Below are 19,586 nucleotides of genomic sequence, written 5' to 3'. Positions count from 1 at the left end.
TGCGCTCTACTCGAAAAAGCGGGTCTGGGTCGGACCCGGATAATGACGGAAGCGGAGAAGACCCCAGCGCCAGGCCAGATGCGGGATGAACCCGCGCGGCTTGGTTCGCTTCCAGGGAATGAAGAGGAGAAGAGCGCCGATGAGCGCCCAGCCGATCATCCCGCCGACGATTACGGCGACGAAGATGGTGGACATCACGACGATGAACTCCTGACTGTCGAACCAGAGGATCTGGACCGGCCGGTGCAGGAACTGCGGCAGACGTTCTTCCAACGCCCTTCTCCCTTGCTTCATCACGCGTCAGCGTGATTTCCGAGAGGTGACCACCACCCCCCGTCTCGAAAGGCGCGCGAGCCGGACGACCCGGCGCGGCGCCAAGGCTCAGATCACCATGCCGAAGGTCTGGAGGATTGAATCCGCCTTGATCAGGCAGACCGCCGCCACGATCGTCGGAATGCCGATCATGATGTTGGAAAACAGGCGCGAGACGCCGAACAGGAAGGCGGCGACGCCGCCGACAAAGCCGAGCGGGCCTTTGACGCCCTTGTTCACGACGATGTCGTAGATGTCGTAGCCAAGATCGCCGGCTGCCGGTGCCTGGAAGGCATGGGCGGCGCTGGTACAGGCGATGGCAACCAGTAAGAACAAGACCGCCGCGTCGATGGTGCGGAAAGTCCGGTTGGGGAGCAGACTGAGCATTGATGGTCTCCTTGGCAACGGAGCCGTCCGAACACATGCCTGCCGGCACCGATGGAAATCGTTGTCGGCCGACGGCGACGCTGGACGGCTCCGAAGGAGCGCGGCCGCCGGCATCCCGGCCCTCGCACCCCTCGGCGCACGCTCATTGGAGCAGCGGCGTGGAGTGGCAGTGAGGCCCGCCAGATAGGGGAGGGGAGTGCAGGCGTTCGGCACTGCACTCGGCGAGTCAGGGTTGCGCATCGGCGTTGCCCTTCTGATCGAGGAACGCCTGGAGTTCGGCTTGCTGAAAACCGGAGACGAGCTTGCCATCGACGAACAGTGTCGGCGTACCGGCGATGCCCATCTTGCTGACGGTGAGCGCGTCCTTCGCGACCTTCTGCTGTCCGATCTGGCATTTGAGGAGCACTGTGGGCTTCGCGCCGGCGTAGACCGCTTTGAACGCGGCCTCCTTGTCGGGGGAGCAGAGGATATGCTCGGCTTTCGCCGCGGCATCCGGATGGATCGTGCTGACGAAGTAGATCAGCCGCTGAACCGGCTTGCCCTCCGCAGCCTTCGCCGCCCAGAAGCGATCGAGCGCTTGGCAATAGGGGCAGTCGGGATCGGTGAACTCGATCACCTGGGGCGCACCGGCCGGACCGATCACAAGCGCGTCAGCCGGGTCGATCGCACCGAGCCGCTTTCGCGCGCTCGCGTCCTGGGCCATTGCGGTGACGTTGATGCCGTTCTTGTCGTAGACGGCTGCGAACAACAGGTGACCGCTCTCCGGCGCGAAATAGATGATGCGCCCACCGGCTGTTGCCTGATAGATCGGTCCCTTGACGGGCGCCGGTCCGAATTCCTCGAAGCTGAGGTTGGTAAAGGTCTGGCGCAATTGACGCTGGGCGTCTGCAGCCGCCGCAGGCAGGGGATCGGTCGTTCGCGCTATCGGAGCATCCTGCGCGAAAGCGGATGTTCCCGCGATCAGCAGCGAAGCTGCCAGCAATTCAGCGGCGCGACGCACTGGAAGCCTCCCCGCTCGCTTGGGTCGAAAGCGCGAAAATCCTCGCGTCGATCTTGAACGCGGCACCGATCGGGATCGCGGTAGCAACCACCGGCTTGGCGGCCTGTCCCGCCACTTGCCGGAGGCGGATCGAATAGCCCTGATCGTCCTGGACGATCGCGAGCTGGCTGCGGGCGGCACAGGGATAGCCTTCGGCGTCGGGCCGATAATCCTGCGCCTGGGCCTGGGACGCGAGCAGGCTGGCCGCAAGGATCGCAGCAAGCCTGGTCGATGGGCATGGAAAGGTCATGAGACGCGTCTCCTCGTGGCGCGAATCCGCGCTTTGGTTCAGGGTTTGAAAGGTGCGGATCGAGGGACTGCGGGCGTTAGCTAGAGCCGCCCATGACCACCGATCCGGTGTGCCACGAGCAATGCCGATGTCTTGAAATGCCTGCAATAGGGAGGGCACTGAGATGCCGAAGCGGCGAAAGAAAGCTTATAAGTCCGCAACTTGAATATTGCAGGCCATCACGCGCCCAGATGGGCGCTAAATGGAACCGAGCGGCACTGAAGTGCCGCTTTAGTCATGGTTGGAGTAGGGTGAAGACTGACATTTGCCCCGAAACAACAGCAAATCGCCATCGGGAAGGGGGTAATAAGCGAATGGGCCGAGCAACACGAACCTTCAAACTCCGGCTCTCGCCGGCCGGGATGGATGTACTAATCGACTCGCACTGCCATCTGATTCGCACCACGCGCTGCCTTCTTGCGTGGGGCACTACCCTGCATGTGGCGGTGAACTATCTCGATACGGTCCCAGCAAGCGCTATAGTCGACTCTTTGAATGCCCTGCGAGAAGCACCATTGAGCGGATCGGAGGAGCATCACGTCGGCGCGCCGCATCGTCTTTGGGATACTGCCTCACAGATCGCCGAGCGTGTCCGATGTGCCACGCCGGATCGCGAGCCGCCCTCACTCGGGAGCATCTACATCCTCGCGCTTCAGCATCTTGCGCGCGCGGATGGCGCACAGCTCCTGGCTGCTTTCGAGCGCGCGAGCCCGCCGGTGAAGAGGCCGCTCATCGCCGATGGCAAGATTGGTCAATGATTTCAGAATGCTGGCAGTCGATGCTTGGCCAAATTGGCGGCGGTTCCGTTTGACAGTGGTGGTATGCACACCTAGCAATAGGGTCCGAAATGGCCTTGGCGGGCGGTATCTCCCGTAAGGAGACACGGACATGTCGCTGGATTGCGCGGCTTCCGTTGCTGACGCACCGCTCTCGTATGTGAAAGAACAGTCGGGACGGCAGATTGAGGAAGCACGGAAGAAGATAGGTATCACGCAGCGCGAGCTGGCGAGGAATCTCGGTATGGGAGTCCGCTGGCTGCGCGAGATCGAATCCGGAAATCCGAAGTCGAAGCTCGATGATCATCTGCGCTGTGCATATCGGCTTGGTCTGTCGACCGGCCATATTCTCATCCCCCTGCTGTTCGCGGGCCAGCGCATGTGCTTTCCAAGGCAGCTGGCCGCCGGCGATCTTTGCGATCTCGAGCGGCTATGCGTTGAAGTGGTCGCCGAGCGAAATCTCAGCCAGTTGACCAACGCCCTCACGCCCCGATGGCAGCCCTCGGCGTTCGCAGCAGGGGCGAGCTAGTGATGTCTGCCGCCGATCCGATCACGCAAGAGCGCGTCTATCGCGCACTCAAGGCAGATTATCTGGCGGGACTGTTTCACGCTGGTGAGAAGCTCGAAATCCAGGACATCGCAGACCGCCACGGGTCGAGTAAAACACCCGTGCGAGAAGCAGCCTGTCGACTGATGGGAGAGGGCTTGGTCGAGCCAGATAGCGCCGGCGGATTTCGGGTCACGCTCGCGCCCCCGCTAGTGCTGATCCACCTCTATGCCTGGAATGCACATCTGCTGTTGAGCTTGGCCCAGAAAATGAAGAAATCGGTTCTCAGTCAGACTCTGGACCGCTTCTCGCGTTCCGGATTCGGCACCACCCCCGTTGAGATCGCGACACTTACCGGATCGATCTTCCTCGCACTTGCCGAATCCACAGGAAATCCGGAGGCCGTCGACACCGTCGCACAGATCAATGATCGTCTATTTTATCCGCGAGTCGCTGGCGCAGCCAAGGTCAAAGAAGCGGCCAAGGAGCTCCGCACAATGACAAATTCCGCTGTGGCCGATATCCATAAGAGCATCCATCGGCGTATTGAATCCTACCATGAGCGGAGAATCGTCCATCAACAGAAAATTATCCAAATCTTGGCTCAAGAGGCATTGGAACAATAATCCAGACACTTAGTCGCGCGAAGCCGGGTTCTGTTTCCATCAGTGAAGCTTATCACTGGAAACTCACGGATATCGCGCCATTTTGTCCAGATATATTTAGGTCCGTGAACAATTGGAGCGCGCTAACTGTGAACTGCCGCGAATTGTTGCGGCGGATCAAGAGGAGCGTGTCATGCAGAGCATCGACGAACATCGCGAGGACCATCTGATCGACCTCGGCGCCGTCACCGAGGAGACCAAGGGCGGCTCCATTGTCAGCAATGACAGCGCCGGCCAGCAGCAGGGCCTTCCCGGCCTGTCCGACGACTGACCACCTTGGGCGCGCTTCCGCAAGGTCGCGCGCCCGTTTGATTCCGGGGGGAACTCAGCATGTATCGGCTTCGGGATAATCTCTATCATTGTCGATCTGGCGGGAGATCAATCTTCCTCGACGTCGATGCAAACAAATACTTCTGCTTGTCCGACCCTATGGAGCAGGCATTTGCGGGATATATTGAAGGCAGCTCCGGCACCGCACATCACGAACTCGACACGCTCGTTGCTCGAGGGGTGCTTGTCCCGGACAAAATGTCGGAAAGAATTGCAGCAGGCGTCCCCCCACCGATCCCGATAAGCGAGATTGGGGCATGGGCTTCCCTTGATCCATCGGCGTTTCAAGTCGCGCGCGCGATCGGATATCAAATCTCCGCCGCACTTTCGCTCCGCTACACTTCCTTAGCGGCAGTCAAATTCAAGATCGCTGAACGGTCGGCGCGAGTGCGGAGGTGCTCACGCCAGTTGCCGAACGCAGAAATCGCCAAGATTTCTGCCGCCTTTGAACGTACCAGCCTGGTCCTTGCGTCGGCGGATCGATGTCTGGTGAGATCCCTTGCTCTGATGTCCATGATGCACGCCTATGGCATCGCGCCACGGCTGATCTTTGGAGTTCGCACAAATCCCTTCTCGGCTCATAGTTGGGTCCAGCTCCGCGACGTTGTGCTCAACGACACCGCTGAGCACGCCCGACTGTTTGTGCCGATCCTGGTCATATGAAGCCGCTCCGATATCTTCTCGTCGTATTCCGTGATCTTTCAGATTCGCGGGCGCTGACCGATCGGTTTGTTCACATGTCGGGGCTTGTGGTTTCGGCTTCGGGGCCGCAATTCGCTTTGCTGACCCCTGACGGGAGCGATGTGATCAGTTTCCCCGATGGCGCGGTCGCTGGGAAGCTCTTCCATCGATTTGGACATGCTCATCAAATTCGGGAAATTGATGAGCATGAGGGCCTCGCAATTCAGAGATCGGGAGGCGCGAAACTCATTGAAAAATACTGGGGTGCCTACGTCGCGATAATCCCGAACAGCAACGGTATCATGGTCCTCCGCGATCCCTCCGGTGGGATGCCGTGCTACACGATCCGAACTGCGACATTTACGGCGTTTTGTTCCGATCCCGCCATTTTGATGGCCGCCGGACTCCTGACGCCCTCGATCAATTGGCAGGCTTTTGCCCGGCATCTCTACCTCCCGGATCTTCCGTTCGCTGCCACGGCGCTGGATGGAGTGTCTCAAGTCATGCCTGGCTCGGCCTCATTGGAGTCGAGCGAAGGGTACCGCATCATTACGCTCTGGTCTCCTTGGGACCATGTGACGCCGCATTCTCCATTACATTCGAAGTCAGACCCGCCTCAACTGGAACGGACGATCCAGTCCTGTACGAGCGCTTGGGCATCGTGCTTCAATGGCATTCTCCTCGGCGTCTCAGGCGGTCTGGATTCCTCCATCCTGGCGCACTGCTTTGCCGCCACGAAGGCCGAGCTGACCTGCATAACGCTGTCGGCCGACGACCCGTCTGGAGACGAACGCGAGTATGCGCGCGTCATGTGCCGCGCAGTAGGGGCCGAACTCATTGAGGCGCCATATCTGCTGAAAAACATCGATATCGATTGTTCGGTCGGGGCGCATCTTCCCCGACCAGGCGGGCGCAGCCAGGCGCTTGCATATGACAGACAAGTCTTGGACGCGGTCAACCGTCATTCAATCGATGCGTTCTGTACCGGCAATGGTGGTGACAATGTGTTTTTCCTCAGCCATTCCGCTCGCGCGATAGTTGATCGGTTTAGAGTTGAAGGTCTTGGCTGGAACCTTGTCCAGACAGTGCGAGATATCTGCACCCTAACGGGTTGCAGCATCCCGCAGGCTGTCAGAGAGGCGATCAGGATCGCTCGGCTGCCGGGATGCAACTACCGATGGCCGATCAACTCAACCTTTCTCGAGCCGGATGTGGTCCCGGCCGGTATCGAGCATGAGATCCATCACCCGTGGCTCGACGCGCCGGCTAAAGCGCTCCCAGGCAAAGCCGCGCACATTGCAATGCTCCTTCGGATGCACAACCATCTCGAGGGCTTTGATCGGGAAATTGGTCCAGCGGTGCTAAATCCGCTCACCTCTCAACCAATTGTAGAATTGTGCCTCGGAATCCCCTCGTGGGAGGCGTGCGCGGGAGGAAGGGACCGGGCCGTCGCCCGCGAAGCGTTCGGGAAGCGACTGCCTCCAGTAATCGTCCACCGTAGAACAAAGGGTGGTCCAGACGGCTTTGCGGCGCAGATCCTTGGCCACTTCCGGGACGCGATCAGAGACCGCCTGATGGACGGAATACTGTCGGCCCAGGGGATCGTGGACCGCGCCGCCATCGCACGCGCGCTTACCCCGTCGATGGGGGACTACGGAAACTCATATGTCCGCTTATTGCTCTTAGCCGATGCGGAAGCATGGGCTCGACACTGGACGGGCGCCAGCAAGTTAACTGACCCAATACAGGATGTGCATAGTGCGGGCTGACATTCGGCGCGCTGGTTGCCAGCGACGCGCAAATTGGTCATATCGCGCCACCGAAGCGCTTCCTCCCGGCCTCGCCCGTTTGGAGGAATGATGTTCCGCAACCAGAATTCAAACCAGGCGACGTTGCGGTCATACACGGCGAGACGATGGCTAGGCTGCCATTTGATATGATGTTCGTTCGGGTAAATGAACATGTCGGCTGGATGGCCGGACTGCCGAAGGGCAGTAAGGCTCGACAATGCAAGCGTGTATTCGTCATCCGACATCTGCATCAGAATCGGAAAGCGCACGCGGTCAGGATTTTGAGCGAGCGAGATATATTTCCAGAAATCCGGCCGCGTCTCAGTCATTTTTGGCCAACCGGTTTTCGCAAACATCTGCGCGATTCTGGGGCCGAGAATTGCATCTTGATCCGGCTCCCAACAACAGCCGCTCACCGATCCCGCCTTGAAGAGATGGCTGTTGAGAGCGGCAAACTGGACGGTGGATGAACCATCGCTCAATCCGGATATTCCGACGTGCTCTCCATCAACGATCCTGCGGTCGACAAGAGCTCTGACAGCCGTTTCGATGGACGATAGAATACTTCTGCGGCCTGCAAAATCCTGCAAGAGCGCTGCGTCCGCCTCGTTCGGCGTCTTCGATCCTGCAATCAAAGGCAAGAAGCTCGGATTCTGCGTGCTGAGCACGGCAAATCCACGATTCGCGAGAGCCTGGATCGGAACCTCGTCGCCCGTGCCGCCACGCAGGAAACCCCGGGACTGATATTGAACGACAATCAGCGGATAGTGTTGCCCTACGATATAGCCGGTCGGGTAAACCAGGTCTCCGAATGATTCTATTCCGAAGGAATTGACCCATTGAAGGCGCTCGACCTGACCGAGCTGCAGTTCATGAAACTGGGGATTAGGATCATACAAGATCTTGGTGGAACCGGTCGCGAGATTGAGCCGGATGACGCGCCGAGGGCTGCGAGCTTCCTCTTGGAGGCAGATAAGGTCGTCGGTCAGAGGGTGGCATTCGACCAGGTAATTCGATGTGGAATACAGTCTCCGGGGCGCGCTTGATCCGGGTGTCCACTCATAGATTGAGGTCTGACTCTTGCCCCAACCCTCCCGTCGCATATAGCGAACGCGCTTGCCATCCGCCGTCCACCAGATCGGTGTCGAAATGTCGCGGCAGCGTTCGTACGCACAAACCTTCTTGCGTCCAACCAAGCCGTCGGCGACCAATTCAGTTGACGGCGGAAAGCTCGCCGGCGCACGGGTTCGTAGGAACGCGACGCGCTCCGATGTCGATCGTTCAATGGCAATCGCATTCGTCGGTGCGTCAGTGGGGAGGGCGGTGAGCAGAGCTGCTTCAGCGTCCGTAGCAACCCGGCGGCGACCGTCCCGAAGCGCGATAGCAGTAAATTCGCGGGGCAGGGGACCAGGGGTAAACGGAGAGCTGCCCGAGGCCGCGGAGAAACGGTCGTCGTATCGTAAGCCGGTCAGACCCTCCTGCGCAAAGCTCTTTTCGGCCACGCGCAAACCAGGTCGCGTCGTGAATATAATTGCCGTGCCATCGCGAGTAACTCTGAAATCATCTACATCGTCCGGACCATTTGTAAGCTGGACCGCGTTCGCCCCGTCCGTGCTTGCCCGCCAGACCTGAGTCTTTCCTCCCACGCGCTTCAAATACAAGACAGACCGGCTGTCCGGTGTCCATCGAAGCGTGATTGGCATTGCAATCCCGGTCGGCGACGCTGCCCGACCGAGTATCTCCAGTGACAGCCGGATGAGTTCATTGCCTCCATCCACATTCACGGGCATCGCGCCTGGTTCGAGCGGCAACACAATGAAGTCGATGCAGAATTGGTTCTGCTCGGGATTCGGCTCGGTCAGCTGGAACGCGATCGCCGAGCCGTCCGGAGAGATGGTGAGGATGGGTCTCCCTAAGTCGTCGCTACTTGGCGGACCAATGTCGCGGAGGCGTGCAAGATCAGACGTGGTTAGTGGCCGGAGAGCGCTATCGTCGGATGGTCCCGCCGCTCGCACAGACGGGCAAGGAGCCTTCGACTGCGCATCAGCGGGTAAACCCAATAACAGCGATCCGCCCGCAACGGCGAGACCGTGCCCCCAGATGAGAGCGGCCGTCGTCATTACCACGTCTTGGAAATAGTGACGCTGATCGTTCGGCCGATGCTGGAGTAATTTGTTGAATCGAAAGGAAATGCTGCCGGGTTCGTCGTCCGGATCGAATCCGGCTTCTCGTTCAGAATGTTCTGGATTGCCAACGTGACGTCTACGCCTCCGAGAAGGCCCCGCTCTTCGCTTGTCTGTATCCGCGCGACGGCATCAAGAGTGGTGAATGACCCGACGCGGGCGGAGGGCTGGAATCGGTTGTCGAGGGTCCCGCCGATGTAGCTTGCGACACCGGTCAGGCTGAAATTGTCCCGTTGCCATGTCGCTGCAGCGCGACCGCGCCAGTGCGGCGGATTGTAGATGATCCCCGCACGTTGAACCACAGGCATCCCACCGGCGAGCTGCTGGTCACTTTCCAGATAACTTCCAGCGATATTCAGTTGCAGTTGGTCACGAGACCCAAGTTTATGCCGATAGTCGATCGCAAGGTCGATGCCTTGGGCCGTGAGGCGGGAAATGTTCTGAAGTGAGTTGTCGACGATCGCCCCGACCGCGCTCGGGTTGAACGGACCGCCGGATTGATTTGTGAGACCCGTGTTCAGGCTCGCCAAGGTGGAGTTTACCTGCTCGAGCGTGGGATTCAGGACATACAAGTCCGCGTACATGGGATCGAGCGCCGTAACGATCGACGAGATGGGCGCGGCGACGCGATCCTTGTAGAGGATGTGGAAGTAGCTCGCCTCAATCCGGAGCCCTTCGGCAAAGCCCGGAGCGTAGCCAACCGACGCGGTCCAGGTCGTCGCACGTTCGGGTTTCAAAGTGGAGTTGCCCCCATCGATCAGAATGACGGGCAAACCGCCCGGGCTACCCGGTGAGAAGATGAATGCCGGAGCGAGAAACGCTTCGCGCGCCTGTCCCGCTTGGAAGAGCGTCGCCGCCTTGAACGACTTTCCCCAGCTTCCCTTAATTGTGACCTCGGTAGTCGGCTTGTAGATGAGCCCGAACTTGGGGGTAAGCACATCGCCGACACCCCGGTAATTCTCATAACGCGCGGCTCCGGTAACCAGAAGTTGCTCGAACAGCGGGGAGCGGTTGTCCGCGCCCACCAGCGGTATGGATAACTCGGAGTAGCCGAAGTAAATGTCGCGCTTGGCGCTGAAGAGATAGACTGGAGTGTTTGCGCCGGTACTGGTCGTTCGAATTGAGTTCACGTCAAGCTTGACGGAACGATATCCCATCCCGAGCGCTAGTCGTGCCATACCGCCCGGCATCTGAAACAGCGAGCCGTTCGCTCCCGCTTCTATCGTCGTGAATGTGTTATTATAGTTCGGCCGTGTTGTAGCCGTGATTTTCCCTTGGTTGTACGTGGGGGAATATATCTCGGTTTTGCTTCCACCATAGGTGCCGGATAGGCTCAACTCCCAACTATGGGGCAATTCGAAGCGAAATGTCGGGGTCATCGAATAGGAGCGGACGCTCGTCTCGATCTTGGCGCCATTCGTTGTGCAATTTGATGTCGCCTGGAAGGCATTGCACATGACGGCGTCGCGTTTGTTGAAGTATCCGTCCCATTCCAGCTGGACCCCGGCCGCGAGCTGGTGATGCCCCGAAACAACTGCGCCGATCTGCTCCTGGCGCGGAAGTAACGTCGCATCGCTATCCTGACCCTGCGTATAGGCTCGTTGACCTGCCGTGATTGCTGTCACGTGCTTGTAGTCGACTGCCACCATGATGCCGCCGTTACGCCACCGAGTTCCAGCAACGATGTTGTACTGCTGTTCGAAATCGCCGCCGTCGGTTGCGGCTCCAAGGCGGGCCGATGTCACTGCCCCCCGAAAATCGCGGCGGAGCAGAATGTTCGCCACGCCGCCAACCGCGTCGGAGCCATACAGGGCAGATGCACCATCCGCGACGACTTCAATGCGATCGATCGCGGCTAAAGGAATGGCAGAAAGGTCGATTCCCTGAAAGATTCCGTCGTATGCAGCTCGGTGACCATTAATGAGGGTCAGCGTGGCGTCGGGGCCGAGGCCACGCAAATTGAGCGCGGACGACGAGTTGGTATTTTCGGATCCGCCCTGGCCTCCGCCGCCAACGACACCCGGATTCTGACCCCCGGAGAAATTCTGAGTGAGGGTACGCGCATATGCGCCAAGGTCCGTCAGCCCCTCGTCTTGGATCTTCGATCTGCTCGCTACGATCATGGGAGACGTGGACTCACCTCCCCGGATGTGAGTGCCTGTGACTACAATGTCCGCATCCTCCGCCGGGCGGTCTGCTACTTCGCCCGACGGGTCTGATCGCCCCCGAATGAGGATCGCATCCTTCCTGAACTCGGCGGTGAGGTCGCTGCCGACAAGCAGCGCCTTCACTGCCTCGTCCGCGTTGTAGCGACCTCGGAGGCGCGGGGCACGTTTGCCGTTAACCGCCTCTGCACTGAAGATGATTTCGCGACCCGAAAGGCGGCTGACGTTCCGCAGCGCGTCACCGAGATTCCCGGTCTCGACATTATACTCCTGTCGTTGACCACCATCTGCCCTGGCGGGTGACGCGATAGTCATCGCGCTCATTGCAACCGCTGCCAGAAGCTGAATCCGTACCCGGCTCCGCTCTAACCCCATGATCTACCCCCTTTTCAATCCCGCCATTTTGGCGAGGTTTCAGGGTGCATCGCAGCAGAGATGCTAACTACGGGGTCACCACTGCAATATTTCTTTCATATTTATCACCGGGAGCGGAGCAGAATCTCATCGTGACGGGTTCGATCGATCTTCAGGTCGAACAAGGCCGCGAGCCGGTCGGCCGTCAGCTCGGGGTTGTCGACTCGGAAACGACCCGAGACCTTGAGCGCTCCTACCGCTGGATCGGCGACGCGGATCGGGATTACAGAACCCCGATTGGCCTCGGCGATCACCTGGGACAATGGCGCCATATCAAATTCCTTGGCGGCAGGAATATCCGGTAACGCAGCCCCTGCAACGACGTCTCGGACCTTCGTCGTCGCGACGAGGTCAGGCATTCGGTCATCACCGAAGCTCAGCGCTTCCCCGGGGACCAGGCGCGTGATCGCCTGCTTGTCTTGGTCCGCGTCGCCCGCTTCGCTAGGGCGCACGACATCCACCGCGCCGCGCAACAATCGTACCGTCACGCCGCTGTCCGGGTTGATGATGACGTCGAAGATCGTTCCCCTTGCTGTCACGCTTCCTCCGCCAGCAAGGACGACGAAGGGCCTGGTTTCATGGGCGACCTCGAAACGCGCCCGCCCGCGCTCAAGGCGCAGCGCGCGCCGCTGGCTGTCGAACGCCGTCGAAACAACGCTTTCGGCGTCCAGGGTGACCGTCGAGCCGTCGTCCAGCCTGAAGCTGCGGCGCGCGCTACCCACCGTCGAGAGCCGTTGGCCGTCGGGCGCCGCTGCCGGATCCACGGAAGCGATCTCGGGGGTTCTGCCAAACATCCTCGAGAGGGAGTCCTGTCCGACCCAAGCACCGAGCCCAACGACCATCAGGAAACCGGCCAGCAGCGCAAATCCACGCCAGCGCGAAGGTGTCGAAGAGCCATCATTGTCATCGCTGTCGGCCGCCGCATTCGGCGATTCGGCCAGAAACTTCCCGAGGGCAAAAATCTCCCCGGCGCGATTATAGGCGCCAAGATGCACGGCCCCGAGGGCCAGCCAGGCGTCAAAATCCGCACGATACCGTTCAGCGTCCGGACCACGCATGCGCGCGAACCAGAACGAGGCCTCTTCAAGCAACTGATCCTGCCGGGGCGCATCGCCCGGCATCTCATTTTCACCCATCGGTATTGATGCTCTTGCTGATCCGGATGATTGCCTGAGCCACGTGCCATTCCACTGTGCGGATACTAATACCAAGCCTCTCGGCGATCTGCTTATATTCCAGTTCGTCCGCGCGGTGTAGCATATAGACCTCGCGCGTTTTCGGCGGGAGGGTGTCGACGGCAGCGCGGTAACGCTCGCGCATCTGGTTTATCTCGGCCGCCGCATCGGGACCAAACGACTCTGGACCGATCGCCACATCCAACATGGCATGCGATCGTGCCCTGGCCCATCGCCGTACCCGGTCCGCGAGGAGGTGCCGGACAATTCCCTGCAGGTACGCGCCGGGATTCTGCGACGCCGCACCCGATTTGGATTCAGCAAGACGGGTGAAGGCCTCCTGGACGATATCGTTGCGGTCGTCTTCGATCCAGATTTTGCGCTTGAGAAGCCGTTTGAGGCGCGGAGCCTCGGAGCGATAGACCGCCTCGAGCTGCTTGCGATCGATACCCTCCGGCTCGGTGCTCTGACCGTTGCCAGCGTCCGGCTCCGGCATTGCGTCAAGCACGGGACCACGAGGGCGCAGAGCGAAGCGCGCCGGTGAGCGTGTCAGGAAATTCAGTCACGACGAATCCGTCCAGGCGGGCCGGCCTACTTAAGTCCAATGCGCGCGCCCAACCGTCATGGATCGGCGCATTTTATGCCTGGTAGGTTTATCCTGCAGACGGCTTCCAGCCTATTTCCGCGCTGCACCCAAAATGTGCATTAACTCCATATCGGATGCAAGAGGACGATGTCACGAAATTGCCTTTGAAAGGGACGGGACCGTTGCCACCCATGATTCATGGCGGACACTCCTTCAGTTCGGGCTTCGCAAGTATGTCGAGAAGGCCATCGAAATAGGCGTCGAGCAACGCGGTTCCCTCGGGCGATAGGTCGACATTGATCCGGCGCTGATCACGCGGATCGGGTGTCCGGACGAGCAGATTACGCTCGATCATTCGGTGGATCATCCGCAACGCAGTCCGGGCCGGCGCCTTCGATGCGCCGCAAAGGCTGGTCAACGATCTGGGCCGGCGATCCTCGCGCGCATACAGATCGAACAGCATGTTGAGAGCCGGCATCGAAAATAGGTCGCTGCCAAATCGGTTGCCGAGGAGGCAGTGCGCGCGAATTGCAAGGCTGATCATCACGCACCGGTCGAGCGTTGCCATGACGCTGGGTAGGGCGCCGCTCATGGGTCACCTCCGATCCGCCAGCCGCAGCCCGGCCGGCAGTGTTCCAGCGTAAAATTGCTCGATCAGCGCTTCCTGTTCCGGCCTCAGTGCATCGACAGCGCCAAGGGAGCCAGCGGCCTTCTCGTCGAGCAGTGTCGAGGGACAGCGCCCTTCGAACGTGCCGAGATTGGGCCGATGGGCCCGATAGCCCGCAAGCGCGGCGAGGCCGGCAGGGAACGCGCGCGCGACCTCGGGGGGATAAGCCAGCCACGGCAATTCATAAGGCTTGAGCCAGCCCAGGCTGTAGCTCACGATCATGCCGCGTCGCGAAATCGCCGTTCGGTTCGCGCCGCCACCATGCAGCGTGGAGCCCAGAAACAGGAGGGCGGCCCCCGGATCAAGCTCGGCCGGGATCGCTTCTACAGGATCGATGAGGATCTCGTCCTGTCGCAGATGGCTCCCCGGCCAAATGCGCGTGGCGCCATTGGCTTCGGTGTACGGCGTGAACGGCCACATCACATTGACCAGATATTCGATGCCAGGCGCCCGCACCGGCCACATATCCTGGTCCCGGTGCGGGGGCTGGACACGACCGCCGGGCAGGATTTCGATCGCCTGGGTCAGGTTGAGCTGGATGCTGTCGCAGCCGGCCCCCAGGATGCTCTCGACGATCTCCAGCACGAGCGCGTGACGAACGAACGCATCCATGTGGGGTGATCGCCGCAGCAAGCCATGAAAGCGCTTGGTCCATTCGCCGTAAAATGGTCCCGACGCATGTGGCGTCCTGGCGAAATCGTCCGCAAGATCGGTGGCGAGAGCGTCGACCGCGATAGGTGAGATCGCATCGGGGATGATGCAATAGCCGTCAGCGGACAGCGCTTCCACCCATGTGGCGACGGCAGTGTCCCTTGGGTCAGGGATGGGCTCCATGAGCATGGTCGCCTCCCTACGCCGCAAGCGGCGTTGTGACGCCGCCGAGTTGAAGGGTAACCGAGGCATAGGTGCCGGCTTGGCGGAGCTGCTCGATTGTCCGCCCGGAGATATGGATTTGCAACGCGCCTGTCGTGGCGCCGGCAATCATCCGGGGCTCTCCCAGCGGCTCGCAGTGCCAACCCAGCGTCAGGATCTGGGTCAGCCATCCTGAATCCGCGACGCAGACGAAGCGCGTGATGCCATGCAGGAGTGCATATTGCACCGCGGCCGTCGTCAGGCGGTTCCGAACACGCAGCCGTTCCGCCGCGCGCAGGCGCGGCGAAAGGCAGCCGCGGGTGATCTCCCAGATATCGGCTCCGGACGGAGGCGGCCCATCGCACAGATGTGGGAAGATCGAGCCCAGCAGATGCGGCCGGTCGGTCGGCAGCAGGCGGATCGATCCGAAATGCTCGCCGTCCTCTGCCGCGCTGATCAGATAGACGGCATCCTCGCCGTCGAACTGATCGATCTCGAATTGCCCATCGACGACTGGAACTTCCCATTGGCGCATATCGACGAACACGCGCTTGCGGTCCCGGTGCATATTGTCGAGTGTAGCCGAGGCGCCCGGACCGGCATGGCCTGCGAAATATTGAATCATGGAGCTTCTCCCGCTGGTTAGCGGAAGAACAGCTCAACCAAAGACGCCCCGGTTGCGACCCGCTGATCAGGGGGTTGTCAGCGTCCAAACACTTCCGAAAAGGAGATCTGACCATCGAACAACGCCCGCGCGATCAGGAGCGGGCGTTGCGCGTTGCCATAGGCGCGGCGGACATTCTCGACATGTTCATGCGCGGTCGCCGCCGAGATTCCGAGGAGAACACCGATTTCCGGATCTCCTTTTCCGCGTGCGACCAGAACGAGCGAGTCGCGCTGGCGTTCGGTCAACTGGGGCAGCGCGTCCAGACCCTCGGGAATCCCGCGGCGCGTTCGCATGATGCGGCGCGCCGCTTCGAACGCATAAGTCCCGATCATGTTGGCGATCGGCAGTGCGTTGGGGCGAAGCCGTTCCAGCGAGTCCCCGCCGAAGGAACAGGTGCCGCGATACTCTCCAGGAACATGCACAGGAATTGTATAGCCTTCGCTGAGACCATAGGGGCGGGCGGCATCGAGGATGATCTTCTGCTTCTGGGTGAGCCGGATCATCGTCGGCACATCGGACCAGAGAAAGCCCATCGCGGTCCGGGTGCTCGCCAAATGGACGGGATCGTAGACGAAATAACCTTCGCCGAGCGATCGTTCGATCCATGCGGGATGATAGTTGGTGATACGAATGGCGTCCTGTGGAGGCCCTGAGAGGTCGACATGATGCCCCATGGCGAACTGTCGAAATCCAAGATCAAAGGCACATTGTTCCAAATGGAGATGTAACTGATCCTCCATCTGCACGCTGAGAAAGCCGTTGATCATCTTCTTGAAGTTAAACTGGTCCACCATCTGCTCGCTCCAAAGTTGAGAGGCTGAGCATCTCCCTTTGGTGACGGGCTTCTTGTAACATTTTGCGCAGAAATTGCAGCTTTCCGCAATAATCACCATTTCGGATCGAATTGCGCGCGGCGGTCTAACGGCCGTCGTGTCGCGCTGCAGGAATGTGAGCGGGACCGGAGAAGGGAAGGGGGATCGGGCTGTTGGTCAGTCTCTAGCTCAGTGGACCCAGCCCCATGTCGACTTCAGCACGTAATCTTGAACTCGAGGCCGCGGCGTCCGAGCTCGTCAAAAGGCTTGGCGGCGTCTGGCGTCCCAATGGCGGGATGTGCTGCTGCCCTGCCCATGCCGACCGGACGCCCAGTCTGTCGGTACGCATTGGCGATCGGAGCCTGTTGTTCAAATGTTTCGCCGGTTGCTTGGGCGTCGACATCATTCGAGCGGTCCGGCGAATGAAGCTGGATGTTCCCGTGGAGCATAATGTGGGACCGCTCGCGTCGTCGCATTACGACACAGATATGGCCGAGCGTGCTCGCGCGATCTGGAGCCAGGCCGAACCCATCACCGGGACGCCTGCAGCCGCCTATCTTGCGGCTCGGGGCATCGTGCATCTGTCACCAGCGTTGCGGTTCCATCCGCGCACGCCACTCGGACGAGGGCGCGCCGTTCGCTTTCGGCCAGCGCTGATAGCGGCCGTCCGCGAGCAATCGCGGATCGTGGCGGTCCAGAGAAACTTTCTCGATCGCGCCGATGCCGGACTTGCAGCCGATCTTCCCAAGCCCAAGCTGACATTGGGGCGACCGCTTGCAGGCGCCGTTCAGTTATACCGGCCGGGCAATTGCCTCGGCATCGCTGAGGGGATCGAGACCGCGGAATCCGCGGCGCTTCTGCTGGGTATCCCGGTCTGGGCGGCTCTTGGCAGTGAACGACTGGCCCGTATCGCGATCCCCGATTTCGTCGAGCGCCTCATTCTCCTGCCCGACAATGATCTCGCCGGCCGCCTGGCCGAGCGACAGGCCCAGCTCGCCTATGCGCGCGCCGGTCGCGAGATCGTGACCCATTGGCCCTGGTACCGGTTGAACGATTGGAACCGCGTGCTGCTGCGGGAGGGGAAGGAGGTGGGTGATCGGGTGCGGTTAGCGGCCTGATGGTCAGGTGGCTCCGCCATTGGAGTGAACCCCATGACGAACCCGAACATCATCTACGTGCGGGCCCTGGACTGCACCAAATCGCCTCACAATGTCCGCACCCAAAGCGATGCGGATGCCGATGCCGAACTGGAAGCCAATATCGGCGAGAGCGGCATCGTCCTTCAGAACCTGATCGGCGTCGCCGTGCCGCGCAAGAAGGGCCATTACAGCATCTTCGGGGGCGGTCGCCGGCTCGACCGTATTCACAGCCTCATCGCCAAGGGCATTTTCGGCGAGGATTTCATGGTCCCGGTCCTTCCGGTGAAGAATGCCCGCGACGCCATCGAGATGAGCATGGCCGAAAACTACTTCAATCTCGCCATGAATCCGGCTGACGAATGCCGGGGCTTCCAGGCTATCATCGAGCGCGAAAAGAAGACGCCCGTCGACGTTGCCAAGCGCTTCGGCAAAACCGAGCGTTTCGTACTCGGGAGGCTGCGCCTTGCAGGCTTGGCGGAACCGGTCTTCGAGGCGCTGCGCACAAGCGAGATCACGCTGGAAGTCGCCACGGCCTATGCGAGCACCTCCGACACCGAGCGGCAGGCGAAGGTGTTCGAGCAGATGGCGACCAGCTACCACCGGCATAATGTGAACGAGATCCGGCGGCATCTCGCCAGCGGCTCGTACAATGGTGGCGATCCCAAGGCACTGCTCGTCGGCCGCGAAGCCTATGTCGCGGCGGGCGGTCACATCGACAGCGATCTCTTCTCCAACACCATCACAGAGATCTGGCGCGACGGCGATCTGGTCGACCGTCTCGCCGCCGAGGCGCTCGCGACGGCAGCGGAGACGATCCGCGACCGTGAAGGGTTTGCCGAAGTCCGCACGATCCCGGCAACGACCATTCCCTATTCGGAGACCTTCCAGCTGGCGCGTCTCGTCGGCGAGCCTGTCCCGCTCGCACCCGAGGCCGAAGCTCGCAAGGCGGAGATCGAAACGGAGATCGCCGAAATCGAAAGGCAAGCCGAGGAAGCCGACGGCTATACCGAGGAACAGTCCGATCGGGTGGAGGCGCTCGAGGAAGAGATCGGCGCGATCATCGACACGCAGGAGGTCATCACGGAAACGCAGAAGGCCTCGGCGATCGCCTATGTCATGATCGGCAAGGACGGCCAGCCCTGCATCTACGAGCAGCTCTATGTCGCGGTTTCGGAAGACCCCGACGAGGAGGACGAAGACGAAGACATCGGTGATGACGAGGATCCGGCCGAGCATGATGGGGAGGACGCAGAGGCGCCTGCGACCGAGAGCTACAGCCAGAAGCTCAAGGACGAACTGGCGATGATGAAAACCGAGCTGCTCGCGCTTCATATCGCCAATGACCCGCACTTCGCCCTTGATCTCGGCACCTTCATCATGGTCGATGATGCCTGCCGCGCGGGCTATTACGGGATGCCTAGCGAACTTCGGGCAAGGTCGCCGAGCCCGCGCGTCTCCGGCTTTACGAGCGACACTCCGGCCGCACAGGCCTGGGCGAAACTCGACGAGGCGCTCGATAGGAGCTGGATCAACCATAGCGAGATCCATGAGCGCTATGATGCCTTCTGCGCGCTCGATGACGGCGCCCGCGCGGCCTGGCTCGGTTGGGCGGTTGCCCGGACGCTCCATGCCGTGCCCGACGGCATGACCGGCAGCAGCTTCCTCAATCATCTGGGGGCCAAGCTTCGCATCGATGTCGCGGCCTGGTGGCGTCCGACCGCGCGCAACTTCTTCGATCGCATCACCAAGCCTGCGATCCTGAAGCTGTTCGAGGCCATTGGCGGCAACGAGCTGAAGAGCCGCTATGCGGCATCGCGCAAGTTCGATCTTGCCGCATCGTCCGAAAAGTTGTTCGCCGGCCAGATCATCGCCGAGGCGGAGGTCAAGGAGCGGGCGATCGCCTGGCTTCCCGGACCGATGCGGTTTGCCACGGAGGATGTGGAGGCCGACGAGACCCTGTTCGGAGATGCGCCGATGGTGGCGAACGATCAGGACCTCAACGACACCGAGCAGATGCAGGACGACAAACCGGTCATGCTGCCCGAGGCGGCCTGATCGAAACGAGGGAATCGGGGTCGCGGCATAGGCTGTGGCCCCGATTTTCCCGTGT

Annotated in this window: 20 protein-coding genes; 7 read left to right on the top strand and 13 right to left on the bottom strand. The window is 60.7% G+C overall.

Annotation, left to right across the window (positions count from 1 at the left end):
- Positions 1–6: 6 nt before the first annotated feature.
- From WC729_RS15885 to WC729_RS15865, 5 genes are all read right to left on the bottom strand, one after another.
- The gene (locus tag WC729_RS15885; RefSeq protein WP_188064344.1) at positions 7–273 is read right to left on the bottom strand and encodes a hypothetical protein; all 267 of its coding nucleotides are present in this window, start codon (positions 271–273) and stop codon (positions 7–9) included.
- A gap of 108 nt (positions 274–381) precedes the next feature.
- Positions 382–699, bottom strand: a complete 318-nt coding sequence (locus tag WC729_RS15880; RefSeq protein ID WP_372854468.1) for a hypothetical protein — start codon at positions 697–699, stop codon at positions 382–384.
- A 226-nt stretch (positions 700–925) separates the two neighbouring features.
- Complete coding sequence (locus WC729_RS15875; RefSeq protein ID WP_372854466.1) at positions 926–1,699, bottom strand: DsbC family protein; 774 nt, start codon at positions 1,697–1,699, stop codon at positions 926–928.
- Positions 1,683–1,988 carry a hypothetical protein gene (locus WC729_RS15870; RefSeq protein WP_372854464.1) on the bottom strand — a complete coding sequence of 102 codons (306 nt, stop codon included), beginning with the start codon at positions 1,986–1,988 and terminating at the stop codon, positions 1,683–1,685. The genes WC729_RS15875 and WC729_RS15870 overlap by 17 nt, the downstream gene beginning before the upstream one ends.
- A 662-nt stretch (positions 1,989–2,650) precedes the next feature.
- Positions 2,651–2,782, bottom strand: coding sequence for a hypothetical protein (locus WC729_RS15865; RefSeq protein ID WP_372854462.1), 132 nt, complete (start codon positions 2,780–2,782; stop codon positions 2,651–2,653).
- Positions 2,783–2,915: 133 nt separating this feature from the next.
- On the opposite strand from WC729_RS15865, the gene WC729_RS15860 reads away from it, so the two are divergent.
- The 5 genes from WC729_RS15860 (at position 2,916) to WC729_RS15840 (ending at position 6,795) form a co-directional block, all read left to right on the top strand.
- Entirely contained in the window at positions 2,916–3,332 is a 417-nt protein-coding gene (locus WC729_RS15860) for a helix-turn-helix domain-containing protein (protein WP_188064332.1), read from the top strand.
- 2 nt (positions 3,333–3,334) lie between these two features.
- Positions 3,335–3,976 carry a GntR family transcriptional regulator gene (locus WC729_RS15855; RefSeq protein ID WP_372854460.1) on the top strand — a complete coding sequence of 214 codons (642 nt, stop codon included), beginning with the start codon at positions 3,335–3,337 and terminating at the stop codon, positions 3,974–3,976.
- A gap of 172 nt (positions 3,977–4,148) precedes the next feature.
- On the top strand, positions 4,149–4,286 hold the full coding sequence (locus WC729_RS15850) for a benenodin family lasso peptide (protein WP_188064330.1): 138 nt from the start codon (positions 4,149–4,151) through the stop codon (positions 4,284–4,286).
- 59 nt (positions 4,287–4,345) lie between these two features.
- Positions 4,346–5,008 carry a lasso peptide biosynthesis B2 protein gene (locus tag WC729_RS15845; RefSeq protein ID WP_372854458.1) on the top strand — a complete coding sequence of 221 codons (663 nt, stop codon included), beginning with the start codon at positions 4,346–4,348 and terminating at the stop codon, positions 5,006–5,008.
- Positions 5,005–6,795: an asparagine synthase-related protein gene (locus tag WC729_RS15840; protein ID WP_372854455.1), complete on the top strand. Its 1,791-nt coding sequence runs from the start codon at positions 5,005–5,007 to the stop codon at positions 6,793–6,795. Before WC729_RS15845 ends, WC729_RS15840 begins: the two co-directional genes overlap by 4 nt.
- Here the strand turns inward: WC729_RS15840 and WC729_RS15835 are convergent.
- The 8 genes from WC729_RS15835 to WC729_RS15800 all read right to left on the bottom strand — a co-directional run bounded on the left by WC729_RS15835 (position 6,678) and on the right by WC729_RS15800 (position 16,319).
- The gene (locus WC729_RS15835) at positions 6,678–8,936 is read right to left on the bottom strand and encodes an Atxe2 family lasso peptide isopeptidase (RefSeq protein WP_372854453.1); all 2,259 of its coding nucleotides are present in this window, start codon (positions 8,934–8,936) and stop codon (positions 6,678–6,680) included. The genes WC729_RS15840 and WC729_RS15835 overlap by 118 nt on opposite strands.
- Positions 8,936–11,488, bottom strand: coding sequence for a TonB-dependent receptor domain-containing protein (locus WC729_RS15830; protein ID WP_372854451.1), 2,553 nt, complete (start codon positions 11,486–11,488; stop codon positions 8,936–8,938). Before WC729_RS15830 ends, WC729_RS15835 begins: the two co-directional genes overlap by 1 nt.
- Positions 11,489–11,643: 155 nt before the next feature.
- Entirely contained in the window at positions 11,644–12,714 is a 1,071-nt protein-coding gene (locus WC729_RS15825; RefSeq protein WP_372854449.1) for a FecR domain-containing protein, read from the bottom strand.
- Positions 12,707–13,249, bottom strand: a complete 543-nt coding sequence (locus tag WC729_RS15820; RefSeq protein WP_372854447.1) for an RNA polymerase sigma factor — start codon at positions 13,247–13,249, stop codon at positions 12,707–12,709. Before WC729_RS15820 ends, WC729_RS15825 begins: the two co-directional genes overlap by 8 nt.
- Positions 13,250–13,535: 286 nt before the next feature.
- Entirely contained in the window at positions 13,536–13,907 is a 372-nt protein-coding gene (locus WC729_RS15815) for a MarR family winged helix-turn-helix transcriptional regulator (RefSeq protein ID WP_372854445.1), read from the bottom strand.
- 27 nt (positions 13,908–13,934) lie between these two features.
- Positions 13,935–14,846 carry a phytanoyl-CoA dioxygenase family protein gene (locus WC729_RS15810; RefSeq protein ID WP_372854443.1) on the bottom strand — a complete coding sequence of 304 codons (912 nt, stop codon included), beginning with the start codon at positions 14,844–14,846 and terminating at the stop codon, positions 13,935–13,937.
- A 10-nt stretch (positions 14,847–14,856) separates the two neighbouring features.
- The gene (locus WC729_RS15805) at positions 14,857–15,483 is read right to left on the bottom strand and encodes an acyl-homoserine-lactone synthase (RefSeq protein WP_372854441.1); all 627 of its coding nucleotides are present in this window, start codon (positions 15,481–15,483) and stop codon (positions 14,857–14,859) included.
- A gap of 77 nt (positions 15,484–15,560) precedes the next feature.
- On the bottom strand, positions 15,561–16,319 hold the full coding sequence (locus WC729_RS15800) for a LuxR family transcriptional regulator (RefSeq protein ID WP_188064321.1): 759 nt from the start codon (positions 16,317–16,319) through the stop codon (positions 15,561–15,563).
- Between the two features lie 407 nt (positions 16,320–16,726).
- Here WC729_RS15800 and WC729_RS15795 point away from each other — a divergent pair, with 407 nt between their 5' ends.
- Both WC729_RS15795 and WC729_RS15790 read left to right on the top strand, forming a co-directional pair.
- Positions 16,727–17,455: a toprim domain-containing protein gene (locus WC729_RS15795; protein ID WP_372854439.1), complete on the top strand. Its 729-nt coding sequence runs from the start codon at positions 16,727–16,729 to the stop codon at positions 17,453–17,455.
- A gap of 33 nt (positions 17,456–17,488) precedes the next feature.
- Positions 17,489–19,531: a ParB/RepB/Spo0J family partition protein gene (locus WC729_RS15790; protein WP_372854437.1), complete on the top strand. Its 2,043-nt coding sequence runs from the start codon at positions 17,489–17,491 to the stop codon at positions 19,529–19,531.
- The last annotated feature ends 55 nt before the right edge of the window (positions 19,532–19,586 follow it).

The organism is Sphingomonas sp. (assembly GCF_041661825.1).
In the GTDB taxonomy this organism is placed as follows: domain Bacteria; phylum Pseudomonadota; class Alphaproteobacteria; order Sphingomonadales; family Sphingomonadaceae; genus Sphingomonas.
The sequence above is the reverse complement of the archived record's forward strand: the minus strand, read 5'-3'. Positions and strand labels throughout refer to the sequence as shown.